This is a genomic window from Porphyrobacter sp. HT-58-2, assembly GCF_002952215.1.
Lineage (GTDB): Bacteria > Pseudomonadota > Alphaproteobacteria > Sphingomonadales > Sphingomonadaceae > Erythrobacter.
This window is the reverse complement of the sequence record NZ_CP022600.1, coordinates 2,790,748-2,807,186: the sequence shown is the minus strand read 5'-3', so window position 1 is coordinate 2,807,186 and position 16,439 is coordinate 2,790,748. Positions and strand designations below refer to the sequence as shown.

General features: G+C 64.1%; 14 protein-coding genes. 6 read left to right on the top strand and 8 right to left on the bottom strand.

Translation table 11 applies throughout. From position 1 onward, the window contains the following. Window positions 1-137 precede the first annotated feature (137 nt). Window positions 138-437, top strand: a complete 300-nt coding sequence (locus CHX26_RS13230; protein WP_172449843.1) for an integration host factor subunit alpha — start codon at window positions 138-140, stop codon at window positions 435-437. A gap of 19 nt (window positions 438-456) precedes the next feature. Next, the gene (locus CHX26_RS13225; RefSeq protein WP_104942772.1) at window positions 457-888 is read left to right on the top strand and encodes a MerR family transcriptional regulator; all 432 of its coding nucleotides are present in this window, start codon (window positions 457-459) and stop codon (window positions 886-888) included. A gap of 3 nt (window positions 889-891) precedes the next feature. Here the strand turns inward: CHX26_RS13225 and CHX26_RS13220 are convergent, their stop codons facing one another. The 4 genes from CHX26_RS13220 to CHX26_RS13205 form a co-directional block, all read right to left on the bottom strand. Then, window positions 892-4,314: a chromosome segregation SMC family protein gene (locus tag CHX26_RS13220; RefSeq protein WP_104942771.1), complete on the bottom strand. Its 3,423-nt coding sequence runs from the start codon at window positions 4,312-4,314 to the stop codon at window positions 892-894. A 30-nt stretch (window positions 4,315-4,344) separates the two neighbouring features. Next, window positions 4,345-5,094 carry a thioredoxin domain-containing protein gene (locus tag CHX26_RS13215; RefSeq protein ID WP_104942770.1) on the bottom strand — a complete coding sequence of 250 codons (750 nt, stop codon included), beginning with the start codon at window positions 5,092-5,094 and terminating at the stop codon, window positions 4,345-4,347. Between the two features lie 97 nt (window positions 5,095-5,191). Then, window positions 5,192-5,932 (bottom strand): DsbA family protein, encoded by a 741-nt coding sequence (locus CHX26_RS13210; RefSeq protein ID WP_104942769.1) that lies wholly within the window; start codon window positions 5,930-5,932, stop codon window positions 5,192-5,194. 17 nt (window positions 5,933-5,949) lie between these two features. Further along, entirely contained in the window at window positions 5,950-6,540 is a 591-nt protein-coding gene (locus CHX26_RS13205) for a DUF721 domain-containing protein (RefSeq protein WP_104942768.1), read from the bottom strand. 14 nt (window positions 6,541-6,554) lie between these two features. Here CHX26_RS13205 and CHX26_RS13200 point away from each other — a divergent pair, with 14 nt between their 5' ends. Continuing rightward, complete coding sequence (locus CHX26_RS13200; protein ID WP_104942767.1) at window positions 6,555-7,610, top strand: A/G-specific adenine glycosylase; 1,056 nt, start codon at window positions 6,555-6,557, stop codon at window positions 7,608-7,610. Here the strand turns inward: CHX26_RS13200 and CHX26_RS13195 are convergent. Beyond that, window positions 7,607-7,828 (bottom strand): hypothetical protein, encoded by a 222-nt coding sequence (locus tag CHX26_RS13195; protein ID WP_104942766.1) that lies wholly within the window; start codon window positions 7,826-7,828, stop codon window positions 7,607-7,609. The genes CHX26_RS13200 and CHX26_RS13195 overlap by 4 nt on opposite strands. Window positions 7,829-7,879: 51 nt before the next feature. Between CHX26_RS13195 and CHX26_RS13190 the strand changes: the two genes are divergently transcribed. From CHX26_RS13190 to CHX26_RS13180, 3 genes are read left to right on the top strand one after another with little or no spacing between them, the layout of a single operon-like run. After that, window positions 7,880-9,268, top strand: a complete 1,389-nt coding sequence (locus CHX26_RS13190; protein ID WP_335682304.1) for a serine hydrolase domain-containing protein — start codon at window positions 7,880-7,882, stop codon at window positions 9,266-9,268. Then, the gene (gene nudC, locus CHX26_RS13185) at window positions 9,268-10,161 is read left to right on the top strand and encodes an NAD(+) diphosphatase (protein WP_104942765.1); all 894 of its coding nucleotides are present in this window, start codon (window positions 9,268-9,270) and stop codon (window positions 10,159-10,161) included. The genes CHX26_RS13190 and nudC overlap by 1 nt, the downstream gene beginning before the upstream one ends. After that, complete coding sequence (locus CHX26_RS13180) at window positions 10,158-10,850, top strand: DsbA family oxidoreductase (RefSeq protein ID WP_104942764.1); 693 nt, start codon at window positions 10,158-10,160, stop codon at window positions 10,848-10,850. The genes nudC and CHX26_RS13180 overlap by 4 nt, the downstream gene beginning before the upstream one ends. Window positions 10,851-10,892: 42 nt before the next feature. Here the strand turns inward: CHX26_RS13180 and CHX26_RS13175 are convergent, their stop codons facing one another. From CHX26_RS13175 to CHX26_RS13165, 3 genes are all read right to left on the bottom strand, one after another. Continuing rightward, window positions 10,893-14,249, bottom strand: coding sequence for a TonB-dependent receptor domain-containing protein (locus CHX26_RS13175; protein WP_172449842.1), 3,357 nt, complete (start codon window positions 14,247-14,249; stop codon window positions 10,893-10,895). A 311-nt stretch (window positions 14,250-14,560) separates the two neighbouring features. Then, window positions 14,561-15,292 carry a hypothetical protein gene (locus CHX26_RS13170; protein ID WP_199797835.1) on the bottom strand — a complete coding sequence of 244 codons (732 nt, stop codon included), beginning with the start codon at window positions 15,290-15,292 and terminating at the stop codon, window positions 14,561-14,563. Continuing rightward, window positions 15,289-16,296: a sterol desaturase family protein gene (locus CHX26_RS13165; protein ID WP_104942762.1), complete on the bottom strand. Its 1,008-nt coding sequence runs from the start codon at window positions 16,294-16,296 to the stop codon at window positions 15,289-15,291. The genes CHX26_RS13170 and CHX26_RS13165 overlap by 4 nt, the downstream gene beginning before the upstream one ends. Between the last annotated feature and the right edge of the window lie 143 nt (window positions 16,297-16,439).

The window sequence follows — 16,439 nt, the reverse complement described above, 5'->3', positions numbered from 1 at the left end:
GCGCGGTTGCGGATCTGCCTTATTCGCTAACACTATTGCTGAAAACACAACATTCCACGCAGCATCGCTTTGCAAAGGCGCGAAAAAACCGTAAGCAGATGATCTTCTTTCGGGTCGCGCCGCGAAGGAGAGTACGCATGATGCGTTCGATTGGCACTTTGACTCGCGCCGATCTGGCGGAAACCATCAATCGCAAGATGGGCTTCAGCCGTGCCGAGTCGCTCGATCTGGTCGAGTCGATCCTCACGAAGATGAGTGACGCCTTGGCCCGGGGAGAGAACGTCAAGATTTCCGGATTCGGCAGCTTCGTGCTGCGGGACAAGAACGAACGGATCGGTCGCAATCCCAAGACCGGGGTTGAGGTGCCGATCACGCCGCGCCGGGTGATGACGTTCCGGGCAAGCCAATTGCTCAAGGAACGGATTGCCAAGGGGTGAAAGGCAGGGGGTCGGAGTGATGACTGCGTTCGATGACGGCAAGGACGAAGGTGCGCTGCGCACCATCGGCGAAGTCAGCGAAGCGCTCGGAATCCGCCCCCATGTCCTGCGTTACTGGGAGCAGCAGTTTCCTCTGCTCAAACCGATGAAGCGTAGCGGCGGGAGACGCTATTACCGCCCTGCCGATGTCGCCATGGTCGAGACGATCGACCGGTTGGTGAACCGCGAAGGCTATACCCTCAAGGGGGCCGAGGCCGTACTGCGTGCGGCGTCCAAGTCCGATCTCGACCGCCGCAAGGATGATCGCCGCAGCGGAGATCGTCGTGCCGATGCCAATCAGGATGCAGCGCCAGGCGTGCGGCTGGTCGTTTCCGAGGGGCCGGACATGGTCGAAATCATCGCCGGGCTGAAGACTGTCCGCGCGAAGCTGGCGGCAGCGCTCGAGGTCTAGGCGTTATTCGGCTGCCAGCAGCGCGGCCTCTCCCAGATCGACGCTGACGAGGCGCGACACACCTTTTTCCGCCATGGTCACCCCGAACAACCGGTGCATCCGGCTCATCGTCACCGCGTTGTGGGTGACAATCAGGTAGCGGGTTGTGGTGGTCGCGACCATCGATTCGAGCAGGTCGCAGAAGCGTTCGACATTGGCATCGTCGAGCGGCGCGTCGACTTCGTCGAGCACGCAAATCGGGGCGGGATTGGTGAGGAACAGCGCAAAGATCAGCGCGGTCGCTGTCAACGCCTGCTCGCCCCCTGACAACAGCGACAGCGATTGCAGTCGCTTGCCGGGCGGCTGGGCGTAGATTTCGAGGCCGGCCTCCAGCGGATCGTCGCTGTCTACCAAGGCCAGATGCGCCTGCCCGCCTTCGAACAGCCGCGTGAACAATACCCGGAAATGGCCGTCGACCGCCTCGAACGCGGCGCGAAGGCGTTCGCGGCCCTCGCGGTTCAAACTGCCGATCGAACCGCGCAACCGGGCGATGGCTTCGACCAGTTCGGCCTGTTCGGCGGCGCTGTTGCCGTGCTCCCCCTCGATCCGGGCGAGTTCATCGGCGGCGACAAGGTTGACCGGGCCGATGCGTTCGCGCGCGGCGGTGAGTTTTTCCAGTTCGACCGATTCCTCGGCGGCCGGAGCCAGGTCATTCTCGTCGAAGCCGAAGCGTTCGCCCAGCAGCGGCGGGGGGCATTGGAAGCGTTCGCCCGAAATGCGGGCCATTTCCGCGCGGCGCAGTTCTTCATTCTCGGCACGCGCTGCGAGGCTTGCGCGGCTCTCGCGGGCCTGCGCGAGGGTCTCTGTGACCTGCGCCAGAGCGGCATCAGCGCTGCGGCTGCGCGCTTCGGCTTCGCGCATGGCTGCCTCGGCTGCGGCAAGTTCGGCGGCAAAGCGCGCGCGGGCTTCTTCGCCAGCCTCGATTTCAGCGGTCAGCGCGGCAGGTTTGGCGGCGTGGACAGCGTGTTCCTCGGCAATTTCGGCAAGCCGCCTTGTGGTCTCGGCCATCCGCCGCTCGGCATCCGATGAGCGTGCCTGCCATCCTGCGTGATCGGCCTGCTGCCCTGCCAGCCGTTCACGCAACGCGGCAAGCGCCTGATCCTGTGCGGCCAGTTCAGCAAGCGCGGCTTGCACGGCAGCGCGAGCGATTTCGTTGCGGGCCTGCGCGGCTTCGAGCGCCGCGCGTCCGGCATCGCGGGCAGGAAGGCGTTCGCGTGCGGCGCGGGCGGTGTCGACTTCTGCGGCGGCAGCAGCGATCTGGGTGTTGATGTCAGAGGCGTTGGCGGCAAGCTCTGCAAGGCGCGCTGCGATGCGTTCTCTGGCAGCTTCGGCCTGATCAAGCCGCCGCAGCGCCTGACGCTCAGCCTCGATCGCGCCTGCAATCCCGCGTTCCTGTGCGACAAGACCGGTCTGCAGCGCAGCAAGTTCCTCACGCACCGTCCTGTCCGCAGCCTCGGCGGTTTCAGCGGCAGTCCGCAGGGGAGGGAGGGCGGCTTCAAGCTCGGCAAAGCGGTTGGCCGCTTCGAGTTGGGCGGCCTCAGCCGCGCCCTCACCGCGGGCAAGAAAGCCATCCCAGCGGCGCAGGTGTCCGGCGCGGGTCACCAGCCATTCGCCGGGGGCCAGTGCGCGGCCATCATCCTCATCGACGCAATGCACCAGGGCGAGGCGGGCGCGCAGTTCATCGGGGCATTGGGAAAGGCGCCCGAGCAGGCTGTCGATTACGGGCTTGGGTGCCGTCGCCCCCGCCCAGAACCGCCCATCCGGCGTCCCCTGTGGCGCGCCCAACGGCGATTTGCCATCGCGCCCCAGCACCGCAGCGAGTGCGCGTTCATACCCAGGCGCGACGCTCACCCGGTCAAGCGGGGTTGCCATGCCTTGCCTCCCGGCCTCGCGCCTGGCACGCGCCTCGCGATCGCGGGCAAGGGCGGTGTGTTCGCGCTCGACCCCGGCCAGCTCAGCCCGGGCGGCAGCCAGCGTGGTGGCGGCTTCATCGCGCGCCGCCTGCAATTCGCCCTTGTGTGCCTGATCTTCGGCGAGCTTGGCCCGCAGTCGGGCGAGGTCGGCAGCCGCATCATCGGCTGCGGCGCGCGCTGCGATCACGTCGGCCTCGGGATCGCCGCTTGCGGCAAGATCGGCCCGCGCGCGAGCGATGCGCGCGGCTTCGGCCTCGATCCGGGCGAGCCGGGCTTCGGCCTGTTCAACTGCGGCTTCCGCCACCCGCCATTCGGCCTCGACCCCGGCCTGATCAGCGGTCGCCTTCGCCAGCGCCAGCTCCGCGGCACGGCTGGCGCGTTCCTTGTCCTCGCACCTCTCCGCAAGCACCGGACGGGCAGCTTCGGCTTCTGCGAGTTTTTCCCGGCTGGCCGCGAGTTCATCCGTAAGCCGCGCCAGCGCCTCGACCGCGGCATTGGTCAGCCGGTCGGCGTCCGATCGGTCTTCTTCCAGCCGCTGCCGCTGACGCGCGAGATCGGCAAGCCGGGTCTCGGCGGCTTCGAGCTTCTCGGCAAGCGCGGCCATACGATGTCCGTGAGCACTGGCATCATCGCGGCGATCAGCCAGTTCGTCGCGCGCTTCAGCGAGGCTTTGGGCGGCTTCGGCTTGCTCGCGCTGCGCCACTTCGACCTTGCCCTGCGCTTCAGCGACGGCGGCATTGGCCGCCTCTGCCGCCGCGCGCGCGGCCTTGGCAGCTGCTGCCGCTTCCCGCCAGCGGGCGAACAGCAGGCGGGCTTCGGCGGCCTGTATCCGGTTCGTGAGTTCGGTGTAGCGTTCGGCCTGTTTGGCCTGCCGTTTCAGGGAGGCGATCTGAGCGTCGAGCCCGGCCATAAGGTCTTCCAGCCGCGCAAGGTTCGCCTCTGCCCCGCGCAGCTTGCTTTCGGCATCCTTGCGGCGGACGTGCAGGCCCGCGATCCCGGCGGCTTCTTCCAGCATGGCGCGGCGTTCCGCGGGGCGCGCGGCGATAACCTGCGCGATCTTGCCCTGACTGACCAGCGCGGGCGAATGCGCGCCGGTCGCGGCATCGGCAAAGGTCAGCGCGACATCCTTGGCACGCACATCGCGACCGTTGACTCGGTACGCGCTGCCCGCGCCACGTTCGATCCGGCGGGTGACGACGAGTTCATCGCCCGCATCATCGCTGGCGTGGAGCACCACCTCGGCAAAGTCGCGCGGGGGCCGTGTCGAGGTGCCCGCGAAGATCACGTCCTCCATCCCGCCCGATCGCATCGACTTGGCCGAGGTTTCCCCCATGACCCAGCGGATCGCTTCGAGCAGGTTGGATTTGCCGCAGCCATTGGGGCCGACAACCCCGGTCAGGCCCGGCTCGATGCGCAGTTCGGCTGGTTCGACAAAGCTCTTGAACCCGCTGAGCTTGAGCCGGTGGATCTGCATCGGATTGCCGGGGCGCCCCGCCTGTCAGCCTCAGCGCGCGCCGGCGCGCTGGAGTTGAGCCTCGATCAGTTCCCAGGCCGTACCATCCATGCGCTGGCCATTGAGGAAGAAGGTCGGCGTTCCGGTGATGCGGTCCTGCTTCGACATGGTTTCGGTGTTCTTCACCAGCGCTTCGATCCGGGCCGCATCGCTCAGACAGGCGCGGCCCTGATCCGCGCTGAGACCGCGCGCGGCGAAGAATTCGAGCAGGCCGGTGACTTCGGCCATGACCGCAAAGCGCTGGTTGATGGGAAGCTGCCCTGCAGCCTCAACCGCGGCCGGATTGCCCTGAAGCCCGGTGAAGACCTGATCGAGGTTCTGCCACACCTCGTCCGAAAGCGGCTGCATCTGTTCCTTTGCCCCGCACTGGGTCAGCCCCGCGATCACCACGTCATAGGGATTGAGGAAGACTTCGCGCTGTTCGAAGCTGACGACGCCGGTGGGAACATATTTCTGCTTGATCACCGGCTTGCCGGTCTTGGCAAAATTCGCGCAGGCGCCGCAGGTGTGGGAGGCATATTCAACCAGCTTGAGCGGCGCATCGGGATTGCCGATCTTGTAACCGCCCTCCGGCGTTACCGTTACCGTATCCGCCCAGTTCGTGCCAGCCGGCGCGGCAATGGCCGGGATCGGATCGCCTGCGGCAACCGCGCCATCGGTGGTCGCGGCATCATCACACGCGGCCAGCATCAGCGGGGCAAGGGCAAGCAGGGGGAGTGAAAGCAGGCGGGAGACAGTCATGAGATGGGAAATCCTCAGGCAGAATGACGCGGGAAAGAGGATAGCCCCCGCTGCTACCCTTCAGCAAGGGTGCAGCGCAGGCCTGTGAACAGGTGGATCAGCCCGCCGGTTCGGCAAAGCGCGCCGAGAGCACCGGATAGAGCGCCTCCCAGCTGTAGACATCGGCCAGCAGCTTACCGTCGAGTGCGAAGCTGGGCGTGCCGGGGATGGCGAATTCATCGTGATCGGCGGTGTCGTTGGCGAGCAGTTTCTTGGCCGCAGCATCGTTCGACACGCAGGCATCAAGCTCGGCCTGGGATTGCCCGCGCTTGACCAGCATCGCTGTCAGTCCCAGCGCGTTGGCGGCATTCATGCGCCCGGCCTTGTCGCCGCGAAGCCAGATCTTAATCTGGCTCTCGGGCGCGTTTTGCGCCTTGCCGAGCCAGTCTGCCTGGCTCAGCATCAGTGCTTGATGGCGGCCCTTGAACCCGGCCGGATCGCCGCATTGGGCCAGCATGGAAACCGTAAGATCGAGCCCGTTGCGGATGACGGGGCGCACTTCGAGGCTGATCTTGCCCGGCATCAGCAGCACGATCTCCAGCGCCGGTTCGCCGCGGGCGGTGAAATCCGCGCAATGCGGGCAGGTGTAGCTGATGAACTCGATCAGCCGCGTGCCCGCATCCGGATTGCCGATCAGATGCCCGCGTTCGGTGCGGGCAATGGTAGTCTGCCAGTTTCCTGGATTGTCCTGCGGGGCAAAGGCGCTGCCCGGGCGGGACAGATCCTGTTGCGCGGTGGCAGAGCCGCCCGCAAGGGCCAGTGCGGTGGCGGCGGCGGCAAGAAAGAGAGGCTTGTTCATCGCGGTCGGGGTTCCTGTCAGGACGGCTTTTCGCTGTTCGAGATGCTGCGGGCGAGCGATTCGAGAACAGTGCGCAGTTCCGGATCGCCGATATCGCGCAAGCTGTCGCCCAGTTCCAGCGGGATCGGCTTCAATGATGGTGGGGGCTGGGCGGGTCTGCCGTCGCTCGCAGGAGGAGTGACAGCACCGTGGCGCAGCTTGACCTTGGCGACGGCGCGGTAACCGAAGAACCGGTTCACCCGCTCGATGATCTCGGGGATGACCTGTGTGATCAGCGGTGCATGGGCCGGTATCACCACCAGTTGCAGAATGCCTTCGGCCTTTTCGCCGGGGGGAAAGCGGATCGCTTCTGGGCTGCACACGCGGGCATGGGTGGGGCCGACAATCTCTGGCCAGCGGGTCACGACCGAGGATTGCACAAAGCCGAAGCGGCGGAACGCGGTGCGGCCGATTTCGGGCATGAGATCGCCGATCGCCCGCGCGCCTTGCCCGCGCGGGCGGGAATAGGGACGGCCTTGCTGGCCTCCCGCTTTGCTGTTTGAGGCCGGGGACTTGCCGTCCTTGGCCGGGGGTGATTTCTTGTCGCTTCCCATAGGTCTGGCTACCATGCCATAGGCAGCGCGTGACTGCCAGTATCTCCGCCACCATCGCCGAGCGCCTGCTTGCCTGGTATGATGCTAACGCCCGCGATCTGCCCTGGCGTCTGCCGCCGGGCGAACCGCTCCCTGATGATCCGGCCTGGCCTTATCGGGTGTGGCTGTCCGAGGTGATGTTGCAGCAGACCACAGTGTCAGCGGTGAAGCCGTATTTCGAGAAGTTCACGCAGACATGGCCCGATGTCGAGGCGCTGGCCGCTGCGAGCGATGACGCTGTCATGGCGGCATGGGCGGGACTGGGCTATTATTCGCGGGCCCGCAATCTGGTGAAATGTGCGCGCGCTGTGGCTGAGCGGGGCGGGTTTCCCTCAACCGAGGCAGAGCTGCGCGCGCTGCCCGGCCTTGGCGATTACACCGCCGCCGCGATTGCCGCGATTGCCTTTGGACGGCGCGCGGTGGTGGTCGATGCCAATGTCGAACGTGTGGTCGCACGGCTGTTTGCGATCCGTGAACCGCTCCCCAAGGCGAGGAAGGCGATCCGCGCCGCCGCCGATCGGATCACGCCCGATGCAAGGGCGGGGGACTTTGCCCAGGGTCTGATGGATCTGGGCAGTCACATCTGCACCAGCAAGGTCCCGCGCTGCCTTCTGTGTCCGCTGTCAGAGCTCTGCGAAGGCCGCAGGCAGGGCGCGCCTGAGAGCCTGCCGGTCAAGCCGCCGAAAAAGCAGGTACCCGAACGCAGCGGCACGGCGTTTTGGATCACCCGCAGCCACGGTACCGAGGTCTGGCTTGTCACCCGGCCCGGCACCGGGATGCTCGGCGGCATGCGCGCCTTGCCCGATGATGGCTGGAGCGCGCGGGTCGATGGCTCTGGCAAACCGCCGCTGGCAGGGGCATGGCGCAGTGTCGGCGCTGTGCGCCATGGCTTCACCCACGCAAGCCTGACCTTGCAGGTGCTGGCGATGGACACCCGGGATCAGCCGCGGGGCGAAGGGCAATGGTGGCCGGTCGCACAGATTGGTGAAGCAGGGCTTGCGACCCTGTTCGCCAAGGCGGCCGGGCTGGCTCTGGCCGAGGCTTAGAACACCCCGCCGCCCAGCATCAGCCGCACGGCTGCGATCAGCAGCACCACGAGGCAGAAATTGCGCCCGCCATCCTTCGATGACAGCGCCCCCAGAATGATTCCTGTCACGATCAGCGGCAGGGCAAGCCAGTTGGCCCAGCCCAAAAGCGGGATCTGCGCGGGAAGGACGATCACCAGGCTGACAAGGCCGACGATATAGGCAAGGATGTTCAGCATGTGTCTTATATGGATAAGGCACCTTTCGATTGCAAGCGACCTTCCGACCGCATGATTGACCCGCGCCGCGCCCTGCCGCAGACAGGGCCGCGCACCCGATCCGGAGATTCTGCCCCGATGACCAACACCAGCTTTGTTTCGCCCGTTGTCTCGCGCCGCGACCTGTTCCGGCAAAGCGCGCTTTTCGCGGGCGGCGCGGCGCTCGCTGGCTTGCCGTTTGGCCGCCAATTGCTTGCCCATGATGTTTCGGAGAATTGGCCCGCAGTTGCCGCACTGGCGCAGAAATACGTCGGCACCCGCAAGCTCGCCAACCTCTACATGACTTTCGGCTGGGGGCAGGAAGATCACGCCCACACGGTGGGCGGCGGCACGCTCTCGCTCGCCAAGCCGACGCCGGTGGACGAAAATTCCCTGTTCCGCATCTATTCGATGTCGAAGCCGATTACCGGCATGGCGACGATGATCCTGATCGACGAAGGCAAGCTCGGCCTCGATCAGCCAGTCGCCGAGATTCTGCCCGCCTTCCGCGATATGCAGGTGCTGATCGACCCCGAAGGTCCGCTTGAGGAGACTGTCCCGGCGATCCGCCCGATCACCATTCGCCAACTGCTGACCCACACGTCGGGGCTGGGCTATCAGATCATTAGCAAGGGGCCGCTGCAGAAGGCCTATAACGAACAGGGTCTGGTCGGCGGGCGGGTGAGCCGCATGCCGATCCCCGGGATCGAGCCGGTCACCCCTGCGCCGGGCCTTGCAGAATGGGCTGACCGCCTTGCCGGGCTGCCGCTGATGTATCAGCCTGCGACGAAGTGGAGCTATTCCTGCTCGATTGATCTGCTTGGGCGTGTGATCGAGGTGGCGAGCGGGATGGAGTTCGAGGCCTTTCTCAAGCAGCGGATATTCGATCCCTGCGGCATGACCAGCACGTGGATGCAGGTTCCAGCGAGCGAGGCGCACCGGTTGACCGATAATTACGGCATCGTCGGCGGTGTGCCTTTCCCGATCGATCCGGGGGCGAATTCGATCTATCTCGATCCGCCCGAAGTCCCCGCCGGCGGCGGCGGGCTGGTGTCGAGTCCGAAGGATTACGACCGCTTCCTCAGGATGTTGCTGGGCTATGGCCGGCTCGACGGCAAGTTCGTCATGAGCGAGGAAGCGGTGCGGGTCGGAACTTCGAACCTTGTCCCGGCGACGGTCGATCTCACTGGCAGCTGGGTTGAAGGCGAGGGCCACGGCGCGGGCGGGCGTTCCAAGGGCGCACAGTTCGGTTGGGGCGGGGCGGCTGGAACGCTGGCGGCGGTCGATTTCGACCTCGGCCTGCGCAGCTGTCTGTTCACCCAGTACATGCCGGCGGAAGCCTATCCGATCCGCGACGAATTCATGGCCGCGATGGAAGCCGACATGGCGATGATGCGTGCGAAAAAGAAGCAGGCCGCCTGATGCACGCGCCAGCTTCCTCTGCGGCTCCGCTGATGGCCTTTGCCGGTTCGCCGCTTGACCGGGCGGATCATATCCGGGTCGATCAGGCCGCGCTCGGGAACCTGATGAACTGGCGGGCGCGGGTGATGAACCTTGATGGCTTGCTGCCCGAATTCGACGATCAGGGGCGCCTGTTGTGGCACACCATCGCCGATGTGGCGCCCGATGCGGAGCTGGTGTTCCTCGGCATGCTCGATGACAAGGCGCATTTTGCTCCGGTTCCCGCCGAAGGTTCCGGCGGCCCCGCCATGCCGCGCGCATGGCAGGTGATGCAGATGCTCCAGCCGGAGGATCTGGCGATCTATGGCGGGGCGAGGAGCCTCATCGATTGGCACGCGCGGCATCGCTTCTGCGCCAATTGCGGCGCCCCGACCAAGCTGGTGAAGGGCGGCTGGCAGCGGCATTGCGAGGCTTGCGGCACTGATCACTTTCCCCGCACCGATCCGGTGACCATCATGCTGGTGGAACATGAAGACCGGCTGCTGCTCGGTCGTCAGCCCCGTTTCCCGCCGCGGATGTATTCCGCGCTCGCAGGCTTCGTGGAGCCGGGCGAGACGATCGAGGAAGCGGTCGCGCGCGAAATTCACGAAGAGGCTGGCGTGCGTGTGCGTGATGTGCGCTACATCGCCAGCCAGCCTTGGCCTTTCCCGAGCCAGCTGATGATCGGCTGCACCAGCGTGGCCGACGATCCCGAACTCACCATCGACAAGACTGAACTGGAAGATGCGCGCTGGTTCACCCGTGCCGAGCTGGAAGAGGCCCGCGCGGCGGGCGAGCATGGCACTGACCTGCTCTATTTCCCGCGTCCCTTCGCCATTGCGCATCATCTGGTCAGTTGGTGGCTGGACCGATGAACGCCCAGAGCCCCCGGAGCCTGACCATCGACATCTACTCCGATGTCATGTGTCCGTGGTGCCTGATCGGTTATGGACAATTGCAGAAGGCGCTGGCCGAGCTTGATGGAGAGATCACGGCGGAGATCCGCTGGCGCCCGTTCGAACTGAACCCGCAGATGCCGCCTGAGGGTGAGGAGCAGGAGGCGCATCTGCAGCGTAAATATGGCCGCCCGGCGGAAGAGGGCGCGCGGCTTCGCGGGCAGATGAAGACGATTGCGGAAGGGGCGGGGGTCTCGTTGTCGTGGGAAGGAGAGGGCGAAGCCCCGCCGGCGATGATGTGGAACACGCGCGATTGCCACAAGCTGCTCGCCTTCGCGCTCGAACAGGCTGGCCCCGAGGTGCAGACGCGGCTGAAGCTGGCGCTGTTCAGCGCGCACTTCAACCGGCGTGAGCGGCTGGGCGAGCGGGCGGTGTTGCTGGATATCGCGGCCTCGGTCGGCCTGCACCGTGAGGCGGCCAAGGCGGCGCTTGACGATCCCGCACTCGAGGCGCGGGTGATCGCCGAGGAACAGCAGGCGTGGGATCTCAATATCACCGGAGTCCCGGCGATGATCGTTTCCGGCAAGTACCTCATCCCCGGCGCACAGTCCCCAGAGGTCTATGTCAACGCGCTCAGGCGGGTGGCACAGAAAAGCCGGGAAGCCTGACAAGGCCCCCCGGCTCTTCCGGAAACGCGCTGGCGAGCGTTCCTACATCGTCCAGCGCAGTCCAAGGAAGAACGACCGCCCGATGGGGCTGACCGGATAGGCACGCTCAGTGATGAAAGGCTTCACGTCCGACAGGTTGTTGATCCCGCCGAACACTTCCAGCCCGAGGTTGGTAAAGGTGTAGGACGCGCCGATATTGTGCGTCCAGGTCTCGTCCACCAGCCCCGCCGGGCCGAACTGAGCGTCGATCGTTTCGATTTCCACCCCGCGCAGCGCCATCCCGTCGAGATAGGTGACTGTGTAGTTCAGATTGAAATCGCCGATCCCGTAGGTCGCTGTCGCGCGGCCTGACCATTCCGGACGCTGGATTTCGCCCAGCTCGGGATCGATCCGGGTAAGATCGGTCGGATCGAAGAAGAAGTCGATCTTGTCGGTCCACGAGGCCGTGGCCGAAAGCCCCAGGCGATGCTGGCCGATGGTCGTCCTGTACGAAACCGAGGCATCCAGCCCGGCTGTCTCGATACGAACGAAATTGATGGTCGTCAGGTTGAGCGAGTTGAAGCCAAGAAACTGCGCCGAGGCTGCATCCCGGTTGCGGGTGAAGCTGTTGCAGAAATCATTGGGGAAGTTGGTGCTGTCATAGCAGTTGTCGACCACATCCTGTGCGGCGATGGTGCTGATCGCGTCGTCGATCCGGATGTTGTAGTAATCCGCCGTGATCGCAAGGCCGGGGATGAAGCGCGGCTGCAGCACCACACCGACAGTGTAGGTATCGGCAGTTTCCTCGCGCAGGTCGGGATTGCCGGCGATGGTCCCGGCAAAGCGGGCGCTGAGCGGGTCCGAGAAGCCTTCGGGAATGCCGTCCGCACGGCAGTTGGCGATACGGTTGGTGACGTTGGGATCGCCCGCCGCGCTCAACCGGTCGATTTCGGTCTGATCGCACGGATCGAAAGGCCGGAAGAATGCAGCCTGCGGAGGGGCAAACAGTTCCGAAATGTTCGGCGCGCGCACTGCACGCGAATAGGTGCCGCGGAAGCGCACGTCCTCGATCGGCGCCCAGAAGCCGTTGATGGCGTAGGTGAACACCCCGCCAACCGTGCTGTAGTCCGAATAGCGTCCGGCAAGTTCAAGTCGCAGCTCCTCGACAAAGGGCACGCCTTCGACCAGCGTCGTGCCGATTTCACCGAAGATATCGACGACACTGTAGCTGCCGCCCGAATTCTGGAAGAACCCGTCGGGCGGGGTAGCAAGCGAGGTCTGCGAGAAGCCGTTGCCGTCAAAGCCCGGCGCATCGCCCACGAACTGCCCTGCCGTGCCGTCGACCGTGGTGACCGGCAGGATGCCGCGTACCAGCGGATCGAAGACCGAATTGCTCTTTTCGTGGCGATATTCGGCACCCAGCGCAAATTGGATGCTGTCATAGGGCAGGTTGAAGAAGGCCGAGGTGTCGCCGCTGACAAGGCCATGAATCTCGAACAGTTCGGTCCGGAAGGTGTTTGTGGTGGTGACGGTCATGAAATCGACCGCCTCCTGGCTGATCGAACCCACCCCGAACAGGTTGGCAGGTTTGCACTGGCCCTGGCCCGGCACGAAGGTGAGATAGCCGAACTCGCCGGTCGGGATACCGAACGGGGTCGAGGGCGAACGTACGGTCGGATCAAGCTCGCTGCGGCATACCGGGTTGCCCTGTGCATCGCTCGTCACGTCGATTGCCGCGAGGAACCGGTCGTAAAGCACGTTGTTGCGGTTGATCGACTTGAGGTCGTAACGCCCCCAGTTGGCCGACAGGTCGAATGCGATCTCGTCGGTCAGATCACCCTTGAACCCGCCCACAAAGCGGAAGGTCTCGGAGATGTTGGTGTCGATATTGGGGCCGAGGTCGGTCGGGTCGCGGGTGATGAATAGGCCACCTGCGGCATCGGAAATCGGCCGCAGCACGTCCGGGATGAAGGGGTTGTCAGGCGCGATTGTCAGAAGGTCGTAAAACGAGTTCTGATTGGTGCCGAAGGTGGTTTCCTGGCGGAAATACTTGCCTTCGAAATAGGCGTTCACCTTGTCGCTGATGTCGTAATCGGCCAGCACGTTGAAGCCGCCACGCTCGGTCTGAGGAATGAGGAAGCCGTTATTGTCGAAGATAACGGCCTGACCGCCGAAGGAGTTGAAGTTGCTGGCGATGAGGCCGTCGTCGGTAATCACGTCGATCCCATTGCCGGTTGCGATCCAGCATCCACCCAGCGCACCAAAGCCCGCATAGTCGAACAGGCCGTTGAAGCCGGTGAAGCTCTCGGTGCAGTCGCTCCGCCCGTTGCCGTCGATGTCGGAGAAGGGATCGGCGAAGTTCGCCGGGATGATCACCCCGCCGGCCGAGGTGATGTTGAACTGGTATTGCGGGCCGATGGCGCGGGTCGGCGCGGCGAGCGCACGGTCGATCAGTGCCTGTTCGGCGGTCGTCGGCGTGGTCCCCGTCGGGAAGATCTGGTTGTAACGCGAGCTGCCCGGGGTAGGGATCACGAAACCATAGGGAAAACGGCCGTTGGCAAGGCTGAAGAAGTTGCTGAAATTGGGCGTATTTGTGCCGAGATCGCCGCGCTGGAAACGCAGGTCCGGGTTTGGCCCGTTGGTCGCCAGATTGCCGTCGCGGAACTGTGCGCGATCACCGAAGCGAATACCCTTGTCATAGGCATAATCGCCTACCAGCGTGATGTTGCCGCGCCCGTCGGCAAAGTTCTTGCCGAACTTTACGTAGCCATCGAAACTCTCGCCATCGCCACGATCGGAGATGCTGCCGTTAAGGCCGACTTCGAGCCCGTCGAATTCGCGGTCGAGGATGAAGTTGACCACACCCGTCACTGCGTCGGCCCCATAGACCGCCGAGGCGCCGCCGGTGAGGACTTCAACCTCCTTGATCAGAGCCGAGGGAATGGAATTAATGTCGACAACCGAAGTCTCGGCAACACCCGCGACGTGGCGGCGGCCGTTGACCAGCACCAGCGTGCGTTCCGCACCCAGAGCGCGCAGGTTGAGCGTTGCCGCGCCCACCGCGCCGCCCGACCCGACTTCGCCCGGCGCCACTGACTGGGCGGAGCTGACGGAGGCTGACAGCGCCGGAATGGTGCGCAGCGCATCGGCGACTTCCTGTTCGCCGCGGAAACTTTCGGCGGTGATGCTGACAACCGGCGAAGGTGAATCGAGGTTCGAATCACGGCGAAGGCGCGAGCCGGTGACCACAATCGGGCCATCTTCAGGGGCCTCAGCTGCGGCATCAGCGGCTGCATCCTCGGCCAGGACCTCGGCTGTGAGGTCCTCGGTGGCCATGGCCGGCGCAGCGAGCGCGATCCCGGTCAGGAGCGTGGTGGAAAGGAGAGTGCGACGGATCAGCGCGTTCTTTGCAATGTTCATCTTTGCCCCCGATAGCTGGGTTATTATTATCCTCCCCTTTGGCGGCCTGACCTGCATCGTTCGGCGCGCAGGTTCATGCAATTGCCCGCACGATTCCCCACGCGCGCAGTGCAATATTCATACTAATGTGGGTTTGAGTAATAATCCGCTATGGGCCATTTGACTTATGAAAACGAGGTAAAATGGCCTGATGCGTGATATTATTACATAGTCAGATATATTCTATAAATAATATAGACTTGCTGATTTCTGCTATCAGCTTGGAATAATCTGCAATGGTGTGCGACGACGCAGAGGCGCGCGGCTAGGCCTCAGCAGGCCTCCGGTTGCGCGACCGAACCACTATCGCGTCGGTTGGTCTGTGTTTGCGTGTCGTCGAGCCTGCCCAACAAGGCTGCACGCAAGGTGCGCTTGAGGAGCCACGGCTCCAACATGCGACCGACAAGATAGATGAGGAAGAACAGCCCCGCGAGCACATAGGCGCCGGTCGGATCGAACTTCTCCTTCTTCTTGTCCTTCGCCTTTTCCTTCTTCTTTTCCGGATCTTCCGGCTCCGGCGCGCCGAGCAGCTTGTCGATCGGGTGGAGTTCGTGCTTGACCTTCGGCTTGTCTGCGACCTTTTTCTCGGCTGACTGAACCGCCGCAGCGTCCGCCTTTTCCCATGCGTTGATGGTAACCATCAGTTGCGCGAAACCCAGAAACAGCAGGGGCGCAAGGAAGCATAGCAGCAGCGCGTTGCTCCTTACATGGAACAGCAGCCGCGACTTTCCGTCATGACCCCGTTCCACCCGCAGAGTCCCGCTGGTGAAAGTGGCCAGCTTGTCCTGCGCGGCAGGATTGTGCTTGGCATAAGCGAGCGTATTGCCTTCGACGGCATAGCGCGTGCCGGGGGTCTGGAATAGCGGATCAAGCCGCTGGAAAGCCTCTTCAGGGGTCAAGGCTTCGTCGATTGCGACCTCGCCGGACGCGCGCCAGATGCGGTCGATATAGGGCAGGTCAATGCCCGTACGCAGCGCGCTCTGCCCGGCCGGGGCGCGGCTCACTCGGCCGGCTCCGCCTGCGGCTCGGCAGTCTCGGGTGTCTGTAACCGCCCGCGCAACCATGCCTTGAAGGTCTTGTAACCCTCAGTGAAGGGGAACACCATGGTTTCGGCGATATCCATGCGGCGACCGCCCTCCATGCCCAGGAGTTCGGCCTCTCCATCGACGCAGGTGCCGAAAATGCGATCCCAGATGATCCAGGTGCTGGCGTAATTGCTGCGGGTTGCTTCGTAGTCCTGCGAATGGTGAACCGAATGATGCTCGGTGGTGTTGAAGATGAACCTCCACCAGCGCGGGGTGTTGAAGCGCACATTGATGTGCTGATAGGTTCCCACCGCCATGCCGATCGCGCCCGCCAGCAGGGCCGCGCGGGGCAGGAAATCGAAGAACCCGCCAATCCCCAAACCGATCAGGAACAGTTCGACCGGGTTTCCGACCGCGCCTTTGTTGATGTTGAGCTGGGTGATGTAGTGGTGCGGCGCGTGGGTCAGCCACAGCGGATACCAGTTGTGCATCCCGCGATGCATCCAGTATTGGCCAAAATCGAAAATCATCGAAATCAGGATGGCCTGAACGAGCAGCGGGAGGCCTGTGAACCACGAGACCTTTTCCCAATCGAAGGCGTTCTGAACAGCCTCGATCATCACCCCGTCGCCGATATAGGCGTCAACGATCCGCAGCAGCGTGTAGCCCATCCCGACATAGAAGACGTCGGTGGCGAATTCCTTCCAGGTCAGCTGCCAGCTGCGATACCGCGGATTGACCCATTCGAGGCCCAGCAGCAGCACCTTGAAACCGAGGCCGATCGCAATCCCGATCGAGGCAAGCGCCCATTCGTTGGGGGCGTAATACCAGAAGGCGATCAGGCCGAACAGGACGGCCGGCTGGAACCAGGTGAAGACAAACTGCTTGATCGGGCCGCCTTCCACCCGGCCGATGTTCTCCCATCCGACCGTAACGGGGGAATCTGCCCCGATGATCCGATTTCCAACCCGTACTCCGGCCATTTACTCACTCCGATCAGACGTTTGTCACTGGTTGCACTGGCTGCGCAACCTCGGTCTCCGATCCACGCTGCTACCCATGGCAAGCTGCCGGGTTTGGGTAAGTGTCCAAATGACGTAGGGTGTGCGGCTGATCGACACCCCTT

Coding starts and splice junctions, on each gene's coding strand:
- CHX26_RS13230 (WP_172449843.1), top strand. CDS start 138: ATGATGCGTTCGATTGGCACTTTGACTCGCGCCGATCTGGCGGAAACC.
- CHX26_RS13225 (WP_104942772.1), top strand. CDS start 457: ATGACTGCGTTCGATGACGGCAAGGACGAAGGTGCGCTGCGCACCATC.
- CHX26_RS13220 (WP_104942771.1), bottom strand. CDS start 4,314: ATGCAGATCCACCGGCTCAAGCTCAGCGGGTTCAAGAGCTTTGTCGAA.
- CHX26_RS13215 (WP_104942770.1), bottom strand. CDS start 5,094: ATGACTGTCTCCCGCCTGCTTTCACTCCCCCTGCTTGCCCTTGCCCCG.
- CHX26_RS13210 (WP_104942769.1), bottom strand. CDS start 5,932: ATGAACAAGCCTCTCTTTCTTGCCGCCGCCGCCACCGCACTGGCCCTT.
- CHX26_RS13205 (WP_104942768.1), bottom strand. CDS start 6,540: ATGGTAGCCAGACCTATGGGAAGCGACAAGAAATCACCCCCGGCCAAG.
- CHX26_RS13195 (WP_104942766.1), bottom strand. CDS start 7,828: ATGCTGAACATCCTTGCCTATATCGTCGGCCTTGTCAGCCTGGTGATC.
- CHX26_RS13190 (WP_335682304.1), top strand. CDS start 7,880: ATGATTGACCCGCGCCGCGCCCTGCCGCAGACAGGGCCGCGCACCCGA.
- nudC (WP_104942765.1), top strand. CDS start 9,268: ATGCACGCGCCAGCTTCCTCTGCGGCTCCGCTGATGGCCTTTGCCGGT.
- CHX26_RS13180 (WP_104942764.1), top strand. CDS start 10,158: ATGAACGCCCAGAGCCCCCGGAGCCTGACCATCGACATCTACTCCGAT.
- CHX26_RS13175 (WP_172449842.1), bottom strand. CDS start 14,249: ATGAACATTGCAAAGAACGCGCTGATCCGTCGCACTCTCCTTTCCACC.
- CHX26_RS13165 (WP_104942762.1), bottom strand. CDS start 16,296: ATGGCCGGAGTACGGGTTGGAAATCGGATCATCGGGGCAGATTCCCCC.